The organism is Mycobacterium sp. DL592 (genome assembly GCF_011694515.1).
In the GTDB taxonomy this organism is placed as follows: Bacteria; Actinomycetota; Actinomycetes; order Mycobacteriales; family Mycobacteriaceae; genus Mycobacterium.
On sequence record NZ_CP050192.1, the window covers coordinates 2,014,817 to 2,033,798 of the forward strand.

The following is an 18,982-nucleotide window of genomic DNA, read 5'->3' on the forward strand; positions in this document are numbered from 1 at the left end:
CCCTTAACAGCGAAACCCCGCGGACCTCGGTCCGCGGGGTTTCGTCATTGTGGCTAGTTGCAGGCGCCGGCGTTGACCCAACGGCCGTTCCAGCCCACGCACCCGGTGACCGCCGGCGGTGGCGGCGGCGGAGGCGGCGGGTAGTCCTCGGGCAGCGGCGCGTAGTAGGCCGGCGGCGGCACATACGGGGCCACCACGTCAGCCAGGTTGGCGCAGCCGCTGACCGTGACGCGCCGGCCTGCGCTGGCGCAGACGTCGGCGTTGGCATCGCCACTGGGCTGGATGGTCGTGACCGTCAGCGGGAGGCCGGCGAGGGCGAACACCACCGCGGCGGCACCCCCCAGAGTTCGCACCGAATACTTCATAGCCGGTCCCCTTTCCTCGTCGGCCGAGCCGGGTTCGGACGTGCTGGGGAGTATATCGACGCCCGCTGTGCGCACCACCGATCCGCGTATCGCCGCAGGCAGTCGGCCCGTCAGCCGACCGTGCTGCGACGGCGTCGGCGCCACATCACCCCGGTGGTCACGGCCGCTGCGAGGAGCACTCCGAGCGCTAGCAGCCACGGCCAGCCGCCGTGGGTGTAGACCCAGCCCGCCACCGCTCGCTGGATTCGGCCCGCGGCGTCGATCACCGGGTCCTGGGCACTGCCGCTGCCACTGAAGAGCCGGATCTCGTAGACGCCGTAGTAGCCGACGTAGAGCCCGACGAGCACCAGGACGACACCGCTGACCCGGTTGACGTAGGGAAGCACCCGGCGCATGCGATCGACCAGAGTCGAGTTGGCGAGCGCGACCGCCACCGCGAGCACCCCGACGACGAGGGCCAGCCCGGCCGCATAGGCCACGTAGGCGGCCAGGCCGTCGAGCAGCGGACCGCCGCGGGCCGCACTGCCGGTCACGGCGAGGAACGGGCCGATGGTGCACGACAGGGATGCGATCGCATATCCCACGCCGTAGCCGAACATCGACCCGACCTTCGCGGTGGGCGTCCACCGGCTGCCGAGCCGGGCGGCCCCCGATCCCATGCCGCCGAGTTCGCGCCCGGCGGCAAGCCAAAGACCAAGGGCAACAAGGGAGATCCCGACGACGACGGTGAGGTACGGCGCATAGCGCTGCACCGTCGAGGCGATCGACACGGTCAGCAGGCCGAAGGATCCGAACACCACGAGGAACCCCAGTGCCATCGCGAGGGTGGCAACGAGCGCTCGCCCCACCGCCGTCAGACGGCTGGACTGCTCACCGTTGACGACCAGCGCGAGGTAGGCCGGCAGCATCGCGAAGCCGCAGGGGTTGAACGCCGCGACCATTCCGGCGGCGAACGCCAGACCGACGAGGTTCTGGTCCACCTGGCGTCAGGACGCCAGGGCGCGCACCCGGTCGGTGAGCTCCTGCTGCGACATCGCCGAGGTCGGGTTGTTCACGAACGTCGAGGTTCCATCGGGACGGAGGAACACGTAGGCGGGCTGCCACGGAACGTTGAACCGTGCCCAGATCGATCCGTCGGCGTCGTTGAGATTGGTGAAGTTCAGGTTGTACTTCGAGACGAAGTTCTCCATCTGACCGACGTCGGAGCGGGCGGCGACACCGACGAAGGTGACCTTCGGGTTGGCCGCGGCCACCGCGCTGACGTTGGGAGCTTCGGCGTTGCAGAACGGGCACCACGGCGTCCAGAACCACAGCACCGCGGGCTTGCCCTGCAGACTTGCCCCGTTGAACGGGGCGCCGCTGAGGGTGGTCCCGGTGAAGTTCAGCTGGTCGTCGGCGACGGCGGCCGGCGGGTTGGCGACGCTGAACACCAGCGCGGTGCTCGCCAGAACCAGGGCAGCCGTTCGAATGACTCGGTGCAATCGAAGCTTCATGAGATGACCTCCCGGCCGTTGAGGGTGTCGCCGTAACGCCGGCCGGTGTCGAGCCGGCCCACTGTGGTGTCACGAACTGAACTGTTCAGAAGTTCACCGTATTGCTCTGCCCAAACCGCGGCTACGTCATCGGGGCAGGGGTCAGAATTGCGTCATCGGGTCGGGGCGGCGACCGTTGACAATTTACGTGTCGTAACGAAATATAAAGCGCCGTGAGCTCAACTGCTGCCCCGGAACCCGAATCCGGACGCGAGCCGGCGCGCGGGCGGCCCCGTGATCCACGCACCGATGACGCGATCATGGCGGCGACCCGGCAGCTGCTGACCGACGTCGGATACGAGCAGGTGTCGATGGAGTCGATCGCCCGCTGCGCGGGCGTCAGCCGTCCGACGATCTACCGGCGGTGGCCGTCGAAAGCCCACGTGGTGTTCGAGGCGGCGTTCGGTTCCGCCGCCGAGCCCGACATGGTGGTGCGCACCGGGGACTTCACCCGCGACCTGCACGAGTTCATTGCGCGTGCGCTCGCGTTCTGGCGCGAGCCCGTGGTGGAGGCCGCGACGATGGGCATCCTCGCCGAACGGCGCCGCGACGCCCAATTGCACATCCGCACACAGCAACTGCTCGACGACATGATCCGCGCCGAGCTGGCCGCGCTGGTGCGATCCGGTGCCGAGCAGGGCGTCGTTCGCGCCGACGTCGACACCGACACACTGTTCAACACCCTCGTCGGGGCGGCGTTCTACACCGCGCTGGTCGACGGGCGCGACACCTCCGACCAACTCGCCGACAAGCTGAGCGCCCTGCTGATGCGAGGCGTGCAGGACGACCGACAAGACAAGGAACAACGATGACGACCGACGTTGTGGCGCAGGACCTTTCGAAGGCGTTCCGGGACCTGCTCGACGAAGTCGCGGCCATCGAGGCCAAGATTCTCGACGCCGATCCCGCACTGGACGAGTCCGACGTCATCGACGGATACCGGCTGACGTTCAGCCTGCTGCGGGTCGCCGTCGACGCCTACGTATGGGGCGACAAGGCCAACCCCCGCTTCGTCGACGTCATCGGCCCCTATCAGCGCTGGGGCGGTGACAACTCCGACGCCTTCTATCAACTCGCACCGATCGACCCGAATCGCACCTACCGCGTCACCGGTAACCGCGGCGACTCGGTGTATCTGTCCATCACCGTCTACGGCGGCCCCGACGACGGGCATTACAGCAACCGCATCGTCGGCACGATGAACGACCGCTCGCTGGAGTTCGACGACGAGGGCAACTTCGAGTTCACCATCAGCCCCGATCCGCAACCCGGGGCATGGCTCAAACTCGAACCCGATGCCGTCGTCGCACTCACCCGCGACTACCTGGACAACCCGGAAACCGACCGCCGCGTGCAGTGGAAGATCGAGGCCGTCGACCCGCCGGCCCGCCTCGTCGAGAGCCGCACCGATCTGATCCGTCGACTGCGGGCAGCGAAAAACTGGCTCAACGAACAGGTTTCGTTCATCCCCGTCAAAGTCGAGCCGCCGAACGAGATCGCCGAGCCCTACCCGGTTCCGCAACAGACCTACGGCTGGGCGGCCGGCGACGCGGCATATGCGATGGGCGCCTACGAGTTGGCGCCGGATCAGGCCCTGATCATCGAAGGCACCTCGCCGCCCTGCGTGTTCTGGAACCTGTGCCTGTGGAACCCGTGGTTGCACACCTACGACTACACCTACGAGCGGGTGACCATCAACGGTGCGCATATCACCTACGAGCCGGACGGGTCGTGGCGAATCGTGGTCAGCGACACCGACCCCGGCCATCCCAACTGGGTGTCCACCGCCGGGCGCCGCACGGGCCTGATCTGGCTGCGCTGGTTCCTGCCCGAGGAAACTCCGAAACGCCCGGTGTGCCGGGTGGTCGACGTCGCGGAGGTGTCGGCGTGACGACCGGTGTGGCTCGGCCCAAGCCCATCAGATTCACCGACCTGGCCGACCCGGTCTATCCGGACGCGGCGCTGCCGATGCGCGAGGCGCTGGCCGGCTACGGCGCAATCCTCGAACTCGACCCACAGGCGCTGCTTGGCGCGGCGACCGAACGCACCGGACTCGACGACTTCGGCGACTCGGCATTCCGCGAACGCCTCGACGTGCTGTGTGCGTCGCTGCGTGAGGAAGCCGGCCTGTCCGACGTCGGCGTCGCGGTGGCCTTCGAGCAGCTGGTCGGCAATCTGGTCAACCGGCTGCGATTGGAGGCCCTGATCGCCGAGCATCCTCAGATCGAGGACATCGAGATCGAACGGCCCATCATCATCTGTGGGCTGCCCCGCACCGGGACCACGCACCTGCACAACCTGATGGCCGCCGACCCGAACCTGCGCTACCTGCCGTACTGGGAGAGCCTCGAGCCGTTCCCCGCCCCCGACGAGGAGGACGAGACACCGCGGCGGGAACGATGTTCGGCGGGCCTGGATCTGGTCAACACCTCGATGCCGGAGTTTCGGCGCATGCACGACATGACGGTCGACCACGCGCACGAAGAGATTCAGCTGCTGGCCAACGACTTGTCCACGATGCTGTTCGAAACCACCTACTATCTGCCGTCTTTCGCCGAGTACTACAAGGCCCACGATCAGGGCCCGTCGTACGCCTACCTCAAACGCAGCCTCAAGGCCCTGCAGTTCCTGCGCGGCGGCACTCGTTGGGTGCTCAAGTCGCCGCAGCATCTCGAACAGTTCCCGACGCTGTACGCGACCTTCCCCGACGCCACGTTCGTCGTCACCCATCGCGATCCGGTCGAGGTGACCCGGTCGATGTCCACCATGGTGGCCTACGCCTCCCGGATGGCCACCGCGCACCCCGATCCGGTGAAGATCGGTCAGTACTGGCTGGGCCGCGCCGAGGATCTGTTCAACGGATGCGTGTGGGACCGTGACGTGCTGCCGGCCCACCAATCGATCGACGTGCGCTTCACCGACTTCATGGCCGACGAGTCCGGCACCCTCGCGGCGATCTACGAGCTGGCCGACCAGCCCTACGACGACGAGGTGCGCGCGGCGATGGCCCAGTTCATCGCCGAGCATCCCCGCGGCCGCTACGGCGAGGTGATCTACGACCTCGCCGACGTCGGACTCGATGCCGACGACGTGGCCGCCAGGCTGCGGAGCTATCGGGAGCGTTTCGTCGGCTGAACAGGGTTGCGTGCCAGCCGCGCGAGCCGGGTCCGGTCGACGAGCGCGCAGCCGTGCACCTCGGCCAGCTGCTCGGCCGCTCTGGTGTAGCGGTGATTGGACACCACCATCGTGGCGGTGCAGTCGTAGACCGCTGCCCCCGCGACCACCTGCTGGATCGCGGCGCCATTGACCAGCTTGGCCTGCCGCTTGCACTGCACCGCGGTGCGCACGCCGTCGCGGGTCGCGATCAGGTCGACTCCGAAATCGCCTGTGGTCCTGGTCATTTCGATGTCGTAGCCGCGCCCTCGTAGTACCGCGGCGACGTAGTGCTCGAATTCGACACCGGTCATCGCGTCGACGGCGGCCTGGCCGGAGGCGCGGTAGAGGGCGTCGAGCCGCCGGTTCTGTCGATGGTCGAGGTACGCCAGCGCGGCCCGCCACGCACTGACCACGCTGGCGACCGCGGTGAGCGCGGCCAGCACCCACACCGCGTTGTTGAGCAGGCCTGCCAGCCCCAGCAGCGCTGTCGCCCCGAGCCACAGACCCAGCCACTGCACCGCGGTGGTCAGCCTCGGGTCCTCGCGCACGCAGTCACCGTAGCGGCGCCGTCCGACAGGACCGGGAACCGACGAACCAGGTCTGCCAAAACGTGACCCGTGCCCATACAGTGCTCTGATGGTTCTCGCAGTGCTGCGGTTCAATTTCGCCTCCCCCGGCGGCGACCCCAAGCTCCAGGGTGAACTGCTCTCGGCGGCACTGGAGTTGGCGCAGTTCGTCGACACCCGCGGTGTCGCCGCGGTCAGCGTCGACGAGCACCACGCGACCGGCCACGGCTGGAGCTGCAATCCGGTCATGACGGCCGGGATGCTGCTGGCCCGCACCTCCAACGTCATCGCCAGCATCGACTGTGCCCTGGGGCCGCTGTGGAATCCCGTGCGGATGGCCGAGGACATCGCCCTTGTCGACGCGATGAGCCGCGGACGGCTGCATACCACCGTCGGCCTGGGATATCGCGAAGTCGAGTACGACACCCTCGGTGTGGACTTCGCCCGGCGCGGTGAGCTGATGGACGAGGCCCTGGAGATCATGCTCGCGGCCTGGTCGGGCACGACCGGCGTGGTGTCGGGAACGTGGTCGCGCCCGCGGCCGCCGCTGTATGTCGGTGGCGGGGTGCGTGCGACCGTGCGCCGGGCGGTCCGCTTCGGTCTGCCGTTGAGCCTGCCCGACCACCGGCCCGACCTCGCGCAGTACTACAACGAGCTGTGTGCCCAGGCCGGGATCCGGCCGTTCGTCATCATGCCTGCCGAGGTCAACCGCGGGATGATCTACTTGCACCCCGATCCCGACCGGGCCTGGGCCGAACTCGGTGAGCACATCCTGTGGGAGGCCGTGACCTACGGGCAGTGGTCGCAGGAGACCCGCTCGCTGATGCACCTACCGGGTGTGCAAACCCTCGATGAGGTGCGGGTATCGGGGCGATACCGCTTCCTGACCCCTGAGGAACTGATCGCCGAAGTGCGCGGCGCCGACGACTACGGCCCCATCACCTTGCATCCGCTCGTCGGCGGGATGCCCGTCGAGGAGGCGTGGAAGTCGGTGCAGCTGCTCACCGACCACGTCCTGCCGGCGCTGACCTGACAGTCCCGTCCGGCGATTACTTACTGATCGGTAGGGTCGCCTCATTGCGGCCGACGTTGCCCGTTTTCGGGGGCTCGAGCGAAAGTTGGGTTCTTAACAGAGTTTTAGGCACTGCTCCCAGCGGCCTTAGATTTGCGGCATAGCGTTTGGGTCATTGGTGGGGAGGCCGCAAGGCGTACCCGCATCCGCACACTGACCGGAATGAGGCTGCACATGACGAGTTTCACCTCGCGCTACGGCAACCCCGCTGTTGACTTCAAGGGTGCTCACGTTCGCGCCCACTTCCGGCATGTGGCGACGGTAGCCGCCATCAGTGGCCGCATCGATGCCTCCAACGTCGACCAGGTCACCGACTACGTCACGCGGTTCGTGCTGGCCGACAAGCCGTTCGTCCTCGATCTCAGTGGGGTGGATTCCTTTACCCCGCAAGCAGTTCGGCTGCTCTTTGCTGTCGATGAGCGCTGCGGTGTGGTCGGCGTGGACTGGGCTGTCGTCGGCAGCGATGCCGTGACCCGGCGCCTGCGCATCCGCAACAACGACATCCTGTTCCCGGTCGTGGGCTCGGTGGCCGAGGCCGAGCACGAGTTCGACGACGCGATACTCAACCGCCGCCGGTTCCTGCTGCCGCTGCTGAGCAAGACGGCCTGAGCGCGGCTCGCCGGCTTACCCGGCGCGCGTACCCTGATCAGCGTGGTTCGAACATCAGCAATCCTGACCGCTGCGTCGCTGGCTGCCGCCGTGGTCCTCGCCGGAGCCGGCGCCGCAGGCGCTGATCCCGCGACGCCGGATCCCTCACCTGCACCGATTCCGTCGACATCGACGGCACCGTCAGCCGCACCCGCGCTGTCACTAGCCCCGTCCACCACGGCGCCGACGACCCCGCCCGGCGTGCCGCAAACGACGATGACTCATAACGGCACATACACGGTCGGCACCGACATCGTCGCCGGCACCTACGCCTCGGCGGGCCCCGTCGACGGCGACAGGTGCTACTGGAAGCGGATCGGCGGCCCGGACGGGGCAACCACCCTCGACAACGCGCTCAGCGGCAAGCCGCAGGTCGTCCAGATCGAACCGACGGATACCGCGTTCAAGACCAACGGGTGCCAGCCGTGGCAGCTCACCGACGCGCCGCCCCCCAACCAGAACCCGCCGTGGCTGTCCCAGCTGCAGCTCAAGCACTACCTGGACGTCATCAACGGCCTGTCCGGCGCGTCAGGAAACGGTCAGCTGCCGACGTCGTAGACCTGTTCAATGAGCGCCGACACCCCAGTGCAGCACCCGCGAGGTGACCAGCACCAGGGCCAGTGACACCGCGGCTACCACGACAAGCCCGATGACGGCCACAACCAGTGGACGCCACCCGGTGCGGGCCAGTTCTCGGAAGTTGGTGTTCAGGCCGACCCCGGCAAACGTGAGCAGGAACGCCCACTTCGATACGTTCGCAAGGTTCGTGCTCTGGCCTTTGGTCAGCAAGCCCGCGGTCGCGATGGCCGATACCGCCAAAAAGCCCAGCACGAACTTCGGGAACTTCTCCCAGATGAATCGCGCCTTCGCGGCGAATCCCGGAGCGATCTGGTCGGCCTCACCGCGGGATGCCCAGTAGAGCGCGAAGCCCAAGACGACGAATCCGATCAGTGAGTTGCGGACCGACTTGACGAGAACGGCCAGCTTCCCGGCTTGTTCCGAAAACAAATAGCCGGTGGCGGTGGTCTCCGCGGTGTTGTCCACCGCGAGCCCGGCCCACAATCCGAACTCGTGGTCACTGAGACCCAGCAGGTGCCCAAGCACCGGCAGCGTGAACAGGGCCACCGCACCGAGGGCCAGGATGGCCGCGATGGCATAGCTCACATCGGAGTTGCGGGCGCGGATCGCCCCCTTGGATGCAACGATCGCCGACACCCCGCAGATCGACGTGCCGATCGCCAGCAGCGAACCGAGCTTGCCCGACAGCCCGAAGAGGCGCGCCGCGGCCAGGATGATCGCGCCGGCAATCGTCATGTCCAGAAGGATCTGAACGAGTGAGATCCCTCCGAGCTTGACGATGTCGCCCAGGACGAACCTCGCCCCCAGCGCGACGATGCCGATCTTGAGCCAGAACTCGTAGGTCTGGACACCGGGTCGAAAGATGCGGTGCACGCCGACGGTGTTGGCGACCAGTAGTCCGAACACGATTGCCCACAGCACATACTCGATGTCTGGGACTGTCCAATGTTGGTGCTTGGCAAGCGAATTCCACCACACCTGGGCGTACTTGCCCAAGAGTCCGATCCCGACCAGAAGCAGCACGCCAGGGATGTAGTCGAGCAGGTTGCGACTGGTGAAGATCGGTTCGTCGGTGTCGGAGGCGACCTCTACTGTGCTCATGGCCTCACCAGGGAATCTTGGGAAGGACGTTGAGGACCGCCAGCACGACGACGACGCCGGCGACGATCGTCGCCCACCAGTCGACGCTGAGATGGAGCCGCTGCGGGCTGCCGTCGACCCCGCTGGGCCGGTCAGGTTCGGTCACGTGATCACCTCATGGTCGCCGTGGTGCAGTTACGGCATCGATGTTCGAGAGGTCGGCGAACAATGGCCAGCAATCGGATCGCCCTGATTCGAGCGCTGCGGGCAGTTCGGGCTACTTGCCCGTCGAACCGGTCGCGGGAATCGGCGGCGGGCAGTAATCGTGGTCCTGGAGCTGCTCTCCCCCAGCGATGTCGCCGGTCACGCTGTCCGCACGGTCGGCCAACACCACGAATCCCGGACGCCCACCCACGTCCTCGGCGCCGACCACGACCAGGGTGTAGAGCCCCATCTCGGCGCGAGCCCCGTCGATCCCGTCGGCCAGCAGCGTGAACGGGTTGGCGGCCAAGTCGACGCCCGGCACCGCGATCGCCCAGTACGAGTGCCCGGTGAGCGGTATCGGGAACGGTGCCCACGTCGGCCCGATCAGGGCGGCGTCGGCGCGCAACGCGTCGCGGACATCGGTGCGCACACAATCGAGGTGGATGTGCAGCTGGTTCTGGGACCGCGCCACCGCCGAATTGATGGCCAGGCTCATCCAGTCGCGCGGCAGCGTCCCGCCGGCCCGCTGCTCGACGAATGCCCGGGCCTGCCAGGCTTCGGCGAAGTAGTTCGTGGCATCAGGTGCGAGCAGCTCGGGGCTCTCGATACCGGCCATCCGCGCGGTGGGAAGAAGCAGGTATTGCCGGGCCCCGTCGATGTCCTTCATGACGGCATAGCCACGCTGCTCGCCGGCGCTGAGATCGACCCGGGAACACGGTGCCGGATCGTGGTGCGCACCTTCGTCGGCGACACACTGGTCGTGCACGATCGTCCACAGCGCATTGGGGTCGGCCTGGGCGCCGACCGGACCGGCGAGCCAGCCCAGCACGACCATCCCGACCAGCACGACGAGGCATCTGCTGCGCATTGTCACACCCTAAGGTCGGCGACGGCCGTCCGGCCGAGTTGTCAGGCCGCCGAGGTCGATTTCAGGCTCGGGCCGGCTGCCTGCTGGCCGCGCGGGAGCGGTACCTCGACCCGGACGTGGGTGCCCACCGCAACCGGGATGAATTCGAACACCCCGTTGGAGGCTTCGACTCGGGCGCGGTGTGAGGCCAGTCCGATATGTCCCCGGGCGACCTTCTCCTGTGCGGCAGCTGGATCCACGCCCACGCCGTCGTCCTGGACGTCGAGACGGTAGCTGTCCCCGACGAGGGCCAGGTGCACCGAAGCGGAGGTCGCCCCGGAGTGACGGACGACGTTGGACAACAGTTCGCGCACCACCCCGAAGACGATCCCGTCGACCGCCGTGGGACCAGTCTGATCGACGAATGTCGCGATCTCGATGTCTGAGCGGCGAGCGGTGTCGTCGGCGAGCTTCTCGACGGCGGGTCCGAGCCCGAGCTGTTCGACGACCACCGGGTGCAGTTCGAATACCGCCTCGCGCAGCCTTGCGGTGGCGTCTTCGAGGCTGCGCAACGCGCGGTCGATGCGCGGGTCGGGCGATGCCGACGCCAGTTCCATCAGGTCCTGCCGTGCCACGACGATATCTTGCAGCGCGCCGTCATGGATGGCCTCGGCCACTTCGCGCTGCAGCTTGTCGGTCGCCGTCATGGTCGACGCCAAGAGTGCCTCTCGAGATCCGATGAGCTCGGCGATCTCGCCGAAATGGTTCTCGGCGAGGTAGGCAGCCACGAATCCGATGAAGCAGAACGCGGTGTAGACACTGATGACCAGTGCGGTCTGCAGCGGCCCGAGGGCTTCGGTGACAGATCCTTCCCGCAGCAGCGCGACGACGAATGCGGCATTGACGATGACCAGTACCACCGCGGCTCCACGCCACGACACCTCCGGCACCACGATGAACGGAGCGAGCGCCAGCACCAGAAGTGGAAGCGGGCCTCCTGCCGATACCAACTGAAAGCCGAAGACAACCGACACATCGGCCAACGCGAACACCAGCAGTCGCTCGGGTGTCAGCGTCGCAGGTCCGCCGGGGTGGAAGGCCACCACAAACGCTGAAATCGCCGCAGCGGCATAGCAACCCAGCAGCACCTTCTGTGCGAGCGGGTGAGCTGAGGGGGCCTGCAGCAGCGCTGTCGATATCAGAATCGCCACTGTGCCGACACGGAAGATCGACGCAACGCGCAGTCGGCGGATCTGGTGCTGGCGTGCGACATTACCCAAACTCGACCAACGTTGCTCAGCGGCAGCGTCTTTGATCTCCCAGCTCTGCCGGCCGACGACTTTCGAGGTCACCACGGCCACCACCGCGAAGAACACAAACACCAACAGGGCGTTCATGCGTTGCACACTTTGCGTGTCAGCCAGATCGGAGAGGAGAATGTTCAGCGCCATTGCACTGGCTGCCGCGGCGAACAAGCCCAGACCGATCCCCCACAGCGCGGCGGTCACCACCACACCGACCAGGAACAGTGCGGCAAACGCTTCGGCATACTGGCTCTTGAAGAGAACCAGGGCGAACGTCTCGACAACGATGAGGCCCGCCGCGATCGCGAATCCCAGTGCAGCAGAGGGCGGCCGGCCGCGCAGGAAAGCCGATCTCAATGCTGCCCTGATCCCAAACGGGTTGTCGTCCGTCGTGGGCGAGGCGGGAACGGCACTCATGTATTGGGCTCCGGGGACGGAAATCGATCTGACAATGCGAATTGTCTTAGCACTGGGGCCGTCGGCATATGCCGATTTTGCGAGAACTCGGCGGGCAGTGCCGACGTTTGGCCGGCACTGTCACCGCTTGTGTCCGCGGTACCGGGCGCTGCCCACTGAAGCGGACGTCCCCGGCTTGGTGTCGGCGGCCGGCGTGCCGCGCCGCGCGACAGTCGCCGCGGGCGAGGCGGTGGCGGAATGGTTGATGTTCACTCCGGGTGCCGACTGGGAGACGACGGCCGAGTTCTGGTTGATCGACCCGGCGAGCGCGACCGGACCCTGGCCAGATCTGACGACGTTGTTGGAGCCGAATGCGCTGAATGCCAGACCTGCGTAAGCGGTGGTGCGTGCTCCCCCGGCTGCGACGTCGTTGTTGGTGCCGGCGACATTGACCGCAACCTCACCGACTCCATAGGCGGCGACGTGTTGAACGGTCTGCGCGGTGCGATCGCCGAACACGTTGACGGCCAGGCTGAACGCCCCGTCGGCCGTCACCGCGTTGTTGGTCAGTGTGCTGTTGGCCAGGTTGAGGGCAATGTTGCCGACAGGTGTGCCTGTGCTGAGCTTGCCCGCGCGAGCTGAGACGTTCTCGCCCCAGGCGGCGGCCAGGCTGAAGTAGCCCGCTGCGGTCGCCCCACCGGCGTTGCCCAGTCGTGAGGCCACATCGAAGGCGCCGGTTCGAACGTCGGCGTGGGTGTCGTCGCCGATCGCCGCGGCACTGCTGAACAAGGCGCCGGTATCGACTGTTGCCGAGGTGCTGATGCCCGCCGCAATGGCCACTGCGAACAGTCCGTTGGCCTGTGCGCTGGCGCCGGTACCGATGGCGATCGCAATGCCGGTGGGCCCGCTGGTGCACTCGGCGCTCGTGCTCATCCCGAAGAAGGAGGCACAGCTGGCGTTGGCTGCGGGTGCGACGGTCAGTGCGCCGAATGCGCCGGCGACGACCGCTGCCGCCATGAGGCTGCTTGCGAACGAGGGCACTGAAGGCTTTGGGAGCGTGGTCATGGCTGCCAGCGTGGCAGTCGCGGAGCGGGGAGTTCTATCGGGAAGACGGGCCTCGAAAGTGGGGACAGCTGTGTCCGTAAAACGACGGACACGATTCGCTCTGCGTTCGTGCCGACGCGTTCCTATTTGCAATATGAACCTATTGCATGTTTTCCGGCTCTCAGTTCTGTACCGCCCCAGCGAGTTTGCCCAAGTGGCATATCCGGCCACCGAAGTAGCGAACGCCGAATCCCCACCCCAAAATCGGTGCCGTTATGCGAAGCTGCCAATCATGAACAGCGCGGCACCGGTACAGGTAATCGTCGCCGATGACCATCCCGTATATCGGGAGGGCCTGGTGCGGGCATTGCAGGAATGCGACCACACCACCGTCGTGGCAGAGGCCGACACTGGCGATGCGGCGCTGGCCCTCATTCGTGAGCACCAACCCGACGTGGCGCTGCTGGACTATCAGATGCCGGGCCTGAATGGGTCGGAGATCGCCGCCGCGGTACGGCAGGAGGGTCTGCCGACGAGAGTTCTTCTGGTGTCGGCGAATAGAGATTCGACACTGGTGTACCACGCGTTGCAGCGGGGCGCGGCTGGATTCTTGCCGAAGGAATCGGCGCGCTCTGAGATCGTTGCCGCAGTGCTGCAGTGCGCCGACGGACAGGAGGTGCTCTCGCCTGCGCTGGCGGCCGGACTTGCCCTCGAGGTCCGGCGTCGCGGGGAAAGGCCGCCCACCGCAACGCTGAGTGCTCGGGAACTCGAGGTGCTCAAGCGAATTGCCAAGGGACAGACCGTTGTCGTGATTGCCGACGAGTTGTTCCTGGCTCCCTCGACAGTCAAGACTCACGTTCAGCGCCTGTACGACAAGCTCGGAGTCAGCGATCGCGCCTCGGCGGTGGCCGAAGCCATGCGCCAGGGTCTCGTGGAGTAGCCGTCGCGCAACTGCCAACAGTGGTGTGGCCTACCCCGATCGGGATACGTCACACCACTGTTGTTGTCGGACTGCAGGGTCCGCGTTCAGGGGGCGGTCGGCGGGGCCGGGTTCGCGCCGGTGCTGGTGGGCGCCTTGGGCACGGACGGAACCCGCGGCTTCGGCGGCGTGCGGTTCACAACGTTGGCAGTGATGGTGTCGACAGCGCCGGCCGAGGTCAGGCCGCTGAGGTCGCCGATGGTGGCGTTGGCGATGCCGGTCGCTGCGCCGAGCAGGCCGAGGGCCATGACCGAGCCGGCGAGATAGGTGGTGAGTTTCTGGGTCGCTGCGTTCATGAGATTCTCCTGGGTAAGGGCGATGCCGGTTTTTGTTCTGTTGGCCGGGTGTTCCTGGCCTGAAATGAACTATTGCAGCGGGATTGGTTGGGCTGTATCGGCAAAAGGGATCTCGAAGTTGATGACACCATCTTCCCCAATTTGGAGGACAGTCACACCGAAATGCGCTGTTCCGCAATTTATTCAGCGTTCCGCGCCAGTCGGCACGAGAATGGCCGGGCACCGCCACCGGGGCAGGCCGGTGTCCCCCATTCGGTGGACAGAAGTTCCGGACATTTGACCGATACCGCGGCATACGCCACCGTGGAAAAGTTCTTCTGTGTTTCGACTGGGAGTCGGCGATCCTGACTGCCCGGCATCGATGCTTGGATGCGCAGCATCCCAGTGGTCCAAGAGACCTAGAAGGTGGGCAGACACATGGCTGCGGGGCCGCAGATCGAGGTATGTCAGCACCAGAGTGACGCTCCCCCCGGTTCGTATCCGGCGAACGAACTACTGGCCGCGGTGCTGCAGCGTGCCGACAGCCTCAGACAACATGTCGCCCGCCGGATCCAGGACGGTGCGCTGCAGGACCTCCTGGTCGCTCGACAGGAACTGGTCGAGCTTTCGGGAAGCTCGGACCGCGCCGGAATCGATCGTGCCGTAGCGAGTCTGGACGTGGCGTCGACGCAACTGCGTGAGGCGGTGTTCGACCTGAATCCCGTTGTGATCGAGAGGATCGGCCTCGCCGACGCGATCGAACTGATAGCGCGACAGACGGAGCTGCGATCCGGAATCGCCATTGTGACCGACGTTGACGATGCCGGAGCGCGAAGCTCTGCCCAACCGATCGTGCTGGGTGCCGTGCGTGAAGTGCTCTGCAGCGTGGTTCCCTCTGCGCAGGCAACGCAGGCCGACATCACGCTCCGGGTGGTCGATGACGGCATTTCCCTCGACATAACCTTCGACTGCCCGCGGGCAGGGTCGGCGGCGGAGGACGCCGGACTCGCAGCGCAACGGGCACGGATCGAAGTCAGTGGCGGGCAGCTGGCGGCCGCTGAGGCGCAGGGCACCGCCCGCATACACATCGAGATGCCGATCCGCGATCAACCCGCATAAGCGGACTAGTAATCGCTATCTATCCGCATATGCGGCTAGATCGGATACTCTGCGGGCATGCCCACCATCAGAGTCCGCGAGGCCGCCGAACTGCTCGGCGTCAGCGACGACACCGTTCGGCGATGGATCGACGACGGCGCCCTGCCGGTCAGCAACGACGCGGCCGGGCGCAAAACCATCGACGGTGCCGCGCTGGCCGCCTATGCCCGAGACCACGCCGCAACCGCACCGAAAGACCCACTGGCGGTCGCCAGCTCGGCGCGCAACCGGTTCGCCGGTCTGGTGACCCGAGTGGTCACCGACACTGTGATGGCCCAAGTCGAGATGCAGTGCGGCCCGTTCACCGTGGTCTCGCTGATGAGCAGTGAGGCCGTGCGCGAGCTCCAGCTCGAGCCGGGCAGCATCGCCGTCGCGGTGGTCAAGGCGACCACGGTCATCGTCGAGACCCCGGGCGGTCAGTCGTGACCCGGCGGTGGCCCGCACTGGCCACGGCGCTGCTGCTGGCCACCCTCCCCGCCTGCGGGTCGGGACAGAACTCGTCGGCGCCCGCCGGTGAGAAGATCGTGGTGTTCGCCGCGGCGTCGTTGAAGAAGACCTTCACCGCGATCGGTGACCAGTTCAGCAAGGACAATCCCGGATCGTCGGTCGAGTTCTCCTTCGCGGGGTCCTCCGATCTCGTCACCCAGCTGACCCAGGGCGCCCACGCCGACGTCTTCGCGTCCGCCGACACCAAGAACATGGACAAGGCTGCGGCGGCCGGCCTGCTTGGCGGTGCTCCCGTCAACTTCGCATCCAACACCCTGACGATCGCGGTGGCGCCGGGAAACCCCAAGCAGATCAGCACTTTTCGGGATCTTGCCAAGCCCGGGATCAGCGTCGTCGTCTGCGCGCCACAGGTGCCGTGCGGCTCGGCGGCCCAGAAGGTCGAGACCGCCACCGGCGTCGAGCTCACCCCGGCGAGCGAGGAGTCGTCGGTGACCGACGTGTTGGGCAAGGTGACCAGCGGGCAGGCTGACGCCGGCCTCGTCTACGTCACTGACGCCGCCGCGGCCGGCGACAAGGTCACCGCGGTACCGTTCCCAGAAGCTTCCGGGGCGGTCAACACCTATCCGATCGCGACCCTCAAGCAGGCCCAAAAGCCGGACCTGGCAAAGAAATTCGTCGATCTGGTCACCGGCCCGGCTGGTCAGCAGATCCTCGCCAAGGCGGGTTTCGGGACCCCCTGACACCGTCCCGGTCGGCAGGCGATGTGGCAGGCTCTCGAGAGTGGACCTGCCCCGCCCCGACCCGGCCGCGCCGCACCTCGCCGACGTGGTGCCCGCCGTGCTGGCGGCGATGGGGGTGGCGGGCTTCGAGGGTCGACTGGCACTGCCGGGCCCGGTCCGCGGCGCCTGCGTACTGCTCATCGACGGACTCGGCGCTGAGCTCCTCGACACCTACCGCGCCGATGCCCCGGTCATGGCTGAACTGCGCGGGCTGACGGTGGACGTGGGATTCCCGTCCACCACCGCTGCGGGGCTCGCGGCCATCGGTACAGGTTGCACGTCCGGTGCGCACGGGATGGTCGGCTACTCCTTCCTTCTGCCCGACGTCGGGGTGATCAACGCGTTGCGCTGGCGTCCGCACCCCTGGGGTGATGACCTGCGCGAGGTCGCGGTTCCCGAGACAGTGCAGCCGATGCCGACGACGTTCGAGCGGGCGCACTCTGCGGGCGTCGCCGTCAGTGTGGTGTCCGGTGCGGAGTTCACCGGCTCCGGCCTGACCCGTGCGGTGCTGCGGGGTGGGCGCTACATCGGCGTACATGCGCTGGGTGACTTGGCCGCCCACGTGAATTCCGCGGTCGCCTCGGGTGGTTTCTGCTACGGCTACCACAGCGAGTTGGACCTACTGGGCCACCTGTACGGGCCGGGCTCGGCGGCCTGGCGGATGCAGCTGCAACAGGTCGACCGGCTGGTGGAATCGGTGGTCGAAGGTCTCGCCCCCGGCGGGCTGCTCGCCGTGGTGGCCGACCACGGGATGGTGAGCGTCGACAGCTCGGAATCGATCGATATCGACAGCACCCCAACACTTCTCGAGGGGGTCACCGCACTGGGCGGTGAGCCGCGGGCCCGCCATGTCTACACCGCAGTCGGTGCGACGGCAGACGTTCGCACCGCCTGGAGTGAGACGCTCGGTTCCCGGGCGTGGGTGGCGACCAGGGATGATGCGATCGACGCGGGCTGGTTCGGGGCGGCGGTGGCCGACCATGTCCGACCGCGTATCGGCGATGTTGTCGCGGCGGCGCGAGGAGACGCCGCGATGCTGCGCCGCACGGTCGAACCCGGTGAGTCGGCCCTTGTCGGCCATCACGGATCGCTGACCATTGCCGAGCAGCGGGTGCCGTTGCTGTTGGCTTATCGCTGAGTGCTCCCGCGCCGGCGGTTAAGGTCTGCGTCGTGATCGTGCTGCTGCCGCCCTCGGAGACCAAACAAGTCGGAGGTAACGGACCTGCGCTGCGCCTGGACGCCCTGAGTTCGCCGGACCTCACGCCGCTGCGCACAACGCTCGTCGACGAACTGGTCGAGCTGGCCTCGGACGTCGAGGCCAGCCGGCGCGCCCTGGGACTGTCGGCTGCCCAGGACGCCGAGGTCGAACGCAACGCCGCACTGTTGAGCTCTCCCACCCTGCCTGCCGTCGCGCGCTACACCGGCGTGCTCTACGACGCGCTCGACGTCGGTTCGCTGCGTGCCGCCGAGTCCACGCGGGCCCGGGCCCGGCTCGCCGTGGGCTCAGCGCTGTTCGGTCTACTGCGGGCCGACGACCTAGTGCCGGCCTACCGGCTGTCGGCCTCGTCGAAACTTCCCGGTCGCCCGACGCTGGCCGCGAGGTGGCGGCCGGTCCTGGAACCGGTGCTCGCCGAGGTGGCCGCGGCCGAGCTCGTCGTCGACCTGCGATCGGGGTCCTACGCCGGGCTCGGCAAGGTGCCGGGCGCGGTTCGCGTCGACGTTCTGGCCGAACACCCCGACGGCCGGCGCACTGTCGTCACCCACTTCAACAAAGCCCACAAAGGGCGACTGGCCCGTGTCCTGGCCGCCACCAGATCCGAGCCGGACGACGCCGCGGCGGTGGCCGCGGTGGCCAGGCGGGCCAAGATGAGGGTCGAGCGCGACGGCAATGAGCTCACCATCGTGGTGCCGGCCTGATCCCGCGGTTCTGCGACGATGGTGTGATGAGCAACCGGTGGCAGAAATCCACGGCGCCGCGTGGAGCGGACTATGACGCACGATGGCAATCGCTGGCCGCTGCCGGGCACAACATCCACGGTGAGGCCGATTTCGTCGAGGGGCTGCTGCGCGAATCGGGCGGCCGGTCGATACTGGACGCCGGCTGCGGAACGGGTCGGGTAGCGATCGAGCTCGCCCACCGCGGCCTGTCGGTCACCGGCGTCGACGCCGATGCGCCAATGCTGTCGGCGGCGCGCCGGAAAGCTCCCGACCTGCCGTGGGTCCAGGGCGATCTCGCTGACCTGGGGTCCGCTGTCGGCGGCCCGTTCGACCTGGTCCTGCTCGCCGGCAACGTGATGATCTTCCTCGAGCCGGGCACCGAGGAACAGGTGCTGGCCGGGCTGGTCGCGCGGCTGGCGCCGGGCGGTTTACTGGTGGCAGGGTTCAGCCTGCGACCCGACCGGCTGCCGATCGAACAGTACGACCGGCTCACCGAGCAGGCGGGGCTGACGCCGGTGTCGCGGTGGGCCACCTGGGACGGCCAGCCATTCAGCGGTGGTGACTACGCGGTGTCGGTACACCGCGGCCCCGGCTCACCTCACGCCTGAGCAGG

Annotated in this window: 23 protein-coding genes; 13 read left to right on the top strand and 10 right to left on the bottom strand. The window is 67.2% G+C overall.

Annotation, left to right across the window (positions count from 1 at the left end; genetic code table 11):
• Nucleotides 1–53: 53 nt before the first annotated feature.
• From HBE64_RS09735 to HBE64_RS09745, 3 genes are all read right to left on the bottom strand, one after another.
• Nucleotides 54–353 (bottom strand): hypothetical protein, encoded by a 300-nt coding sequence (locus HBE64_RS09735; RefSeq protein WP_371744181.1) that lies wholly within the window; start codon nt 351–353, stop codon nt 54–56.
• Between the two features lie 122 nt (nt 354–475).
• Nucleotides 476–1,345 (bottom strand): cytochrome c biogenesis CcdA family protein, encoded by an 870-nt coding sequence (locus HBE64_RS09740; RefSeq protein ID WP_167100929.1) that lies wholly within the window; start codon nt 1,343–1,345, stop codon nt 476–478.
• 6 nt (nt 1,346–1,351) lie between these two features.
• Nucleotides 1,352–1,858, bottom strand: coding sequence for a protein disulfide oxidoreductase (locus HBE64_RS09745; RefSeq protein ID WP_167100932.1), 507 nt, complete (start codon nt 1,856–1,858; stop codon nt 1,352–1,354).
• Nucleotides 1,859–2,070: 212 nt separating this feature from the next.
• Here HBE64_RS09745 and HBE64_RS09750 point away from each other — a divergent pair, with 212 nt between their 5' ends.
• From HBE64_RS09750 to HBE64_RS09760, 3 genes are read left to right on the top strand one after another with little or no spacing between them, the layout of a single operon-like run.
• Nucleotides 2,071–2,709: a TetR/AcrR family transcriptional regulator gene (locus HBE64_RS09750; RefSeq protein WP_243841560.1), complete on the top strand. Its 639-nt coding sequence runs from the start codon at nt 2,071–2,073 to the stop codon at nt 2,707–2,709.
• On the top strand, nt 2,706–3,788 hold the full coding sequence (locus HBE64_RS09755) for a DUF1214 domain-containing protein (RefSeq protein ID WP_167100935.1): 1,083 nt from the start codon (nt 2,706–2,708) through the stop codon (nt 3,786–3,788). The genes HBE64_RS09750 and HBE64_RS09755 overlap by 4 nt, the downstream gene beginning before the upstream one ends.
• Nucleotides 3,785–5,032: a sulfotransferase gene (locus HBE64_RS09760; protein WP_167100938.1), complete on the top strand. Its 1,248-nt coding sequence runs from the start codon at nt 3,785–3,787 to the stop codon at nt 5,030–5,032. Before HBE64_RS09755 ends, HBE64_RS09760 begins: the two co-directional genes overlap by 4 nt.
• Here the strand turns inward: HBE64_RS09760 and HBE64_RS09765 are convergent.
• Nucleotides 5,008–5,601: a restriction endonuclease gene (locus HBE64_RS09765; RefSeq protein WP_167100941.1), complete on the bottom strand. Its 594-nt coding sequence runs from the start codon at nt 5,599–5,601 to the stop codon at nt 5,008–5,010. The genes HBE64_RS09760 and HBE64_RS09765 overlap by 25 nt on opposite strands.
• Nucleotides 5,602–5,689: 88 nt before the next feature.
• On the opposite strand from HBE64_RS09765, the gene HBE64_RS09770 reads away from it, so the two are divergent.
• The 3 genes from HBE64_RS09770 to HBE64_RS09780 all read left to right on the top strand — a co-directional run bounded on the left by HBE64_RS09770 (nt 5,690) and on the right by HBE64_RS09780 (nt 7,897).
• Nucleotides 5,690–6,652: an LLM class flavin-dependent oxidoreductase gene (locus HBE64_RS09770; protein WP_167100944.1), complete on the top strand. Its 963-nt coding sequence runs from the start codon at nt 5,690–5,692 to the stop codon at nt 6,650–6,652.
• A 213-nt stretch (nt 6,653–6,865) separates the two neighbouring features.
• Nucleotides 6,866–7,300 carry an STAS domain-containing protein gene (locus tag HBE64_RS09775; RefSeq protein ID WP_167100947.1) on the top strand — a complete coding sequence of 145 codons (435 nt, stop codon included), beginning with the start codon at nt 6,866–6,868 and terminating at the stop codon, nt 7,298–7,300.
• Between the two features lie 42 nt (nt 7,301–7,342).
• Entirely contained in the window at nt 7,343–7,897 is a 555-nt protein-coding gene (locus HBE64_RS09780) for a hypothetical protein (RefSeq protein ID WP_243841561.1), read from the top strand.
• A gap of 6 nt (nt 7,898–7,903) precedes the next feature.
• Here the strand turns inward: HBE64_RS09780 and HBE64_RS09785 are convergent, their stop codons facing one another.
• The 5 genes from HBE64_RS09785 to HBE64_RS09805 all read right to left on the bottom strand — a co-directional run bounded on the left by HBE64_RS09785 (nt 7,904) and on the right by HBE64_RS09805 (nt 12,814).
• Complete coding sequence (locus HBE64_RS09785; RefSeq protein ID WP_167100950.1) at nt 7,904–9,019, bottom strand: YeiH family protein; 1,116 nt, start codon at nt 9,017–9,019, stop codon at nt 7,904–7,906.
• A gap of 4 nt (nt 9,020–9,023) precedes the next feature.
• Nucleotides 9,024–9,164, bottom strand: coding sequence for a hypothetical protein (locus HBE64_RS09790; RefSeq protein ID WP_167096566.1), 141 nt, complete (start codon nt 9,162–9,164; stop codon nt 9,024–9,026).
• A 111-nt stretch (nt 9,165–9,275) separates the two neighbouring features.
• On the bottom strand, nt 9,276–10,070 hold the full coding sequence (locus tag HBE64_RS09795) for a CDP-diacylglycerol diphosphatase (RefSeq protein ID WP_243841562.1): 795 nt from the start codon (nt 10,068–10,070) through the stop codon (nt 9,276–9,278).
• Between the two features lie 41 nt (nt 10,071–10,111).
• The gene (locus tag HBE64_RS09800; protein WP_167100953.1) at nt 10,112–11,770 is read right to left on the bottom strand and encodes a sensor histidine kinase; all 1,659 of its coding nucleotides are present in this window, start codon (nt 11,768–11,770) and stop codon (nt 10,112–10,114) included.
• Nucleotides 11,771–11,890: 120 nt separating this feature from the next.
• Nucleotides 11,891–12,814, bottom strand: coding sequence for a hypothetical protein (locus tag HBE64_RS09805; RefSeq protein WP_167100956.1), 924 nt, complete (start codon nt 12,812–12,814; stop codon nt 11,891–11,893).
• Between the two features lie 271 nt (nt 12,815–13,085).
• Between HBE64_RS09805 and HBE64_RS09810 the strand changes: the two genes are divergently transcribed.
• Nucleotides 13,086–13,733 carry a response regulator transcription factor gene (locus HBE64_RS09810; RefSeq protein ID WP_167100959.1) on the top strand — a complete coding sequence of 216 codons (648 nt, stop codon included), beginning with the start codon at nt 13,086–13,088 and terminating at the stop codon, nt 13,731–13,733.
• An 86-nt stretch (nt 13,734–13,819) separates the two neighbouring features.
• Here HBE64_RS09810 and HBE64_RS09815 read toward each other — a convergent pair whose 3' ends face one another.
• Entirely contained in the window at nt 13,820–14,068 is a 249-nt protein-coding gene (locus tag HBE64_RS09815; RefSeq protein ID WP_167100962.1) for a hypothetical protein, read from the bottom strand.
• Between the two features lie 504 nt (nt 14,069–14,572).
• Here HBE64_RS09815 and HBE64_RS09820 point away from each other — a divergent pair.
• From HBE64_RS09820 to HBE64_RS09845, 6 genes are read left to right on the top strand one after another with little or no spacing between them, the layout of a single operon-like run.
• Nucleotides 14,573–15,166 (top strand): hypothetical protein, encoded by a 594-nt coding sequence (locus tag HBE64_RS09820; RefSeq protein WP_208300608.1) that lies wholly within the window; start codon nt 14,573–14,575, stop codon nt 15,164–15,166.
• 57 nt (nt 15,167–15,223) lie between these two features.
• Complete coding sequence (locus HBE64_RS09825) at nt 15,224–15,631, top strand: molybdopterin-binding protein (protein WP_167100968.1); 408 nt, start codon at nt 15,224–15,226, stop codon at nt 15,629–15,631.
• Nucleotides 15,628–16,392, top strand: coding sequence for a molybdate ABC transporter substrate-binding protein (modA, locus tag HBE64_RS09830; protein ID WP_167100971.1), 765 nt, complete (start codon nt 15,628–15,630; stop codon nt 16,390–16,392). Before HBE64_RS09825 ends, modA begins: the two co-directional genes overlap by 4 nt.
• A 40-nt stretch (nt 16,393–16,432) precedes the next feature.
• Nucleotides 16,433–17,569, top strand: a complete 1,137-nt coding sequence (locus tag HBE64_RS09835; RefSeq protein ID WP_167100974.1) for an alkaline phosphatase family protein — start codon at nt 16,433–16,435, stop codon at nt 17,567–17,569.
• 32 nt (nt 17,570–17,601) lie between these two features.
• Nucleotides 17,602–18,348 carry a peroxide stress protein YaaA gene (yaaA, locus tag HBE64_RS09840; protein ID WP_167100977.1) on the top strand — a complete coding sequence of 249 codons (747 nt, stop codon included), beginning with the start codon at nt 17,602–17,604 and terminating at the stop codon, nt 18,346–18,348.
• Between the two features lie 26 nt (nt 18,349–18,374).
• Nucleotides 18,375–18,977 (top strand): class I SAM-dependent methyltransferase, encoded by a 603-nt coding sequence (locus HBE64_RS09845; protein WP_167100980.1) that lies wholly within the window; start codon nt 18,375–18,377, stop codon nt 18,975–18,977.
• The last annotated feature ends 5 nt before the right edge of the window (nt 18,978–18,982 follow it).

Excerpts from the sequence above, each read along its gene's own strand:
- HBE64_RS09745 (WP_167100932.1), bottom strand. The coding sequence starts at position 1,858 with ATGAAGCTTCGATTGCACCGAGTCATTCGAACGGCTGCCCTGGTTCTG.
- HBE64_RS09755 (WP_167100935.1), top strand. The coding sequence starts at position 2,706 with ATGACGACCGACGTTGTGGCGCAGGACCTTTCGAAGGCGTTCCGGGAC.
- HBE64_RS09770 (WP_167100944.1), top strand. The coding sequence starts at position 5,690 with ATGGTTCTCGCAGTGCTGCGGTTCAATTTCGCCTCCCCCGGCGGCGAC.
- HBE64_RS09775 (WP_167100947.1), top strand. The coding sequence starts at position 6,866 with ATGACGAGTTTCACCTCGCGCTACGGCAACCCCGCTGTTGACTTCAAG.
- HBE64_RS09785 (WP_167100950.1), bottom strand. The coding sequence starts at position 9,019 with ATGAGCACAGTAGAGGTCGCCTCCGACACCGACGAACCGATCTTCACC.
- HBE64_RS09795 (WP_243841562.1), bottom strand. The coding sequence starts at position 10,070 with ATGCGCAGCAGATGCCTCGTCGTGCTGGTCGGGATGGTCGTGCTGGGC.
- HBE64_RS09800 (WP_167100953.1), bottom strand. The coding sequence starts at position 11,770 with ATGAGTGCCGTTCCCGCCTCGCCCACGACGGACGACAACCCGTTTGGG.
- HBE64_RS09805 (WP_167100956.1), bottom strand. The coding sequence starts at position 12,814 with ATGACCACGCTCCCAAAGCCTTCAGTGCCCTCGTTCGCAAGCAGCCTC.
- HBE64_RS09810 (WP_167100959.1), top strand. The coding sequence starts at position 13,086 with ATGAACAGCGCGGCACCGGTACAGGTAATCGTCGCCGATGACCATCCC.
- HBE64_RS09815 (WP_167100962.1), bottom strand. The coding sequence starts at position 14,068 with ATGAACGCAGCGACCCAGAAACTCACCACCTATCTCGCCGGCTCGGTC.
- HBE64_RS09825 (WP_167100968.1), top strand. The coding sequence starts at position 15,224 with ATGCCCACCATCAGAGTCCGCGAGGCCGCCGAACTGCTCGGCGTCAGC.
- HBE64_RS09845 (WP_167100980.1), top strand. The coding sequence starts at position 18,375 with ATGAGCAACCGGTGGCAGAAATCCACGGCGCCGCGTGGAGCGGACTAT.